At 25.5% G+C, this 1,945-nt stretch carries 1 protein-coding gene; it reads left to right on the forward strand.

The window, feature by feature from the left end; translation table 11 throughout:
- Window positions 1-330: 330 nt before the first annotated feature.
- Window positions 331-1,725: a UDP-N-acetylmuramoyl-L-alanine--D-glutamate ligase gene (gene murD / locus EZH24_RS10955; protein ID WP_137999149.1), complete on the forward strand. Its 1,395-nt coding sequence runs from the start codon at window positions 331-333 to the stop codon at window positions 1,723-1,725.
- Window positions 1,726-1,945: the final 220 nt, after the last annotated feature.

Here is a 1,945-nt window from a genome sequence, read left to right on the forward strand (position 1 = left end):
CGAAATTATAGTATGCTAATTTATAGTAATTTTTACTAACCATATTTAAGTTATCCAATATTTATTAACTTTAATTTAAGTAAAATATAACATGAATTAAAAAATATGTCAAGCATTTAATTTATATAAATTTATCGTCATTGCGAACCGAAAGCGTGGAGTAGCAATCAATTTTTGAAATTATGCTTTTCTGAATAACAATGTGGATTTAGCTCCTGCGCCCTGTAAGGAATCCAATAATGACTTATTTTGTTATATAATTAATTATAAGCGATTACAAAAAAAAATTATTTATTATATAATTAAATAAAAAATCCTATGGCTTTATAAATGTTGAATAAAAATTATATAAACTTTCTTAAAAAACAAAATATATTGATACTCGGGGCGACTCCAAGAAGCGGAATAAGTATAGCCAATGTTATTTACGATATTAACAAATCGGAAAATATAAATATAAATTATGGTTTAAGCGACAGCAAAGAAAAAGAGAAACTTAATTTGGAAGATTTGAAAGATAAAAATGCAAAATTATTTTTTGGTAATCAGGATTCTTCGATTTTGGAAAATATAACTCTTATAATAATTTCGCCGGGAATTCCGCAAAGCATTTCGCTTATTGAAGAAGCGAAAAAAAGAAAAATAAAAATAATAGGGGAGATTGAATTTGCCTATAATCTTTTGCCCGATAGAAATTATATTGCGATAACGGGAACGGACGGAAAAACTACAACGGTAAATTTAATTTATAGTATCGTTCGCTCTTATAAAAAGGCGCGACTTTTGGGAAATGTGGGAAATACATTTTCTAAAGAAATTGAAAATATCGAAGAAGACGAAGATATAATTTTGGAACTTTCAAGTTTTCAGCTCGAGACAATCGAAAATTTTCATCCGCATATAAGCGCTATATTGAATATTGCAGAAGACCATTTGGATAGATATAAAAATATAGAAGATTATTTTGACGCTAAAAAAAATATTTATAAAAATCAAAATGAAAACGATTTTTTAATTCTCAATTACGATAATATTTTTACGAATAGACTTTATAACGAATTAGAAAAAAATAAAGAAGAAAAATTTAATATTTTGACTTTTTCGACTAAAAATAAAAACGCAACAATTTATTACGATAACGAAGAAATATTTTATCAAAATAAAAAATTATTTTCTATAGAGAATAAAAAATTATTTGGCATGCATAATGTGGAAAATATTTTGGTTTCCGTTTTGGCATCTTTGAAAAATAATATTCCCGTAAATTATATAGAAAACGCTGTGAATAATTTTAAAGGAATAGAACATAGATTGGAATTGGTAGCGACTATAAATAATGTAATGTATATTAACGATTCAAAAGCGACTTCTATGAACGCCGTAAAAAGCGCCTTAAAATCTTTCGATAAAAATATAATTCTAATAATGGGGGGAAGAAATAAAAATATAGATTTCAGTCCTCTAAATGAAATTATAAACGAGCGAGTAAAAAAACTTATATTGACGGGCGAGGCTGCGGAATCATTAAACTATATGATAGAAAGCGATAAAAAAATTATAATAAAAGATTTTACGGACGCGTTTAATTACGCTTCTTCTTTGACAATCTGCGGAGATATAGTTTTGCTTTCCCCGGGTTGCGCAAGTTTCGATTCTTTCAAAAATTACGAAGAGAGAGGGAAATATTTTAAAAGTTTGGTTTATAAATTAAAAGATAATATTTAATTCGGTTATGTTTTTCAAGTCTTTTAAATTTAGCTAGAAATATTATTTTATAAAAATTTGCCTTAAGTCATAATTAAAAATTTATTAATTTATTATACTAAAATAAAGCCGTTTTGTTAAAAATATTTTAAATTAAACTATTGACATTTTTTATCAAATATGCTATAATTTTCCTAAATTGATAGAATTATTAAAAATTAGAAAAAGGAATTTTGAAAGA

It is taken from the genome of Brachyspira catarrhinii, from assembly GCF_005518285.1.
Lineage (GTDB): Bacteria > Spirochaetota > Brachyspiria > Brachyspirales > Brachyspiraceae > Brachyspira > Brachyspira catarrhinii.

Coding starts and splice junctions, on each gene's coding strand:
- murD (WP_137999149.1), top strand. CDS start 331: ATGTTGAATAAAAATTATATAAACTTTCTTAAAAAACAAAATATATTG.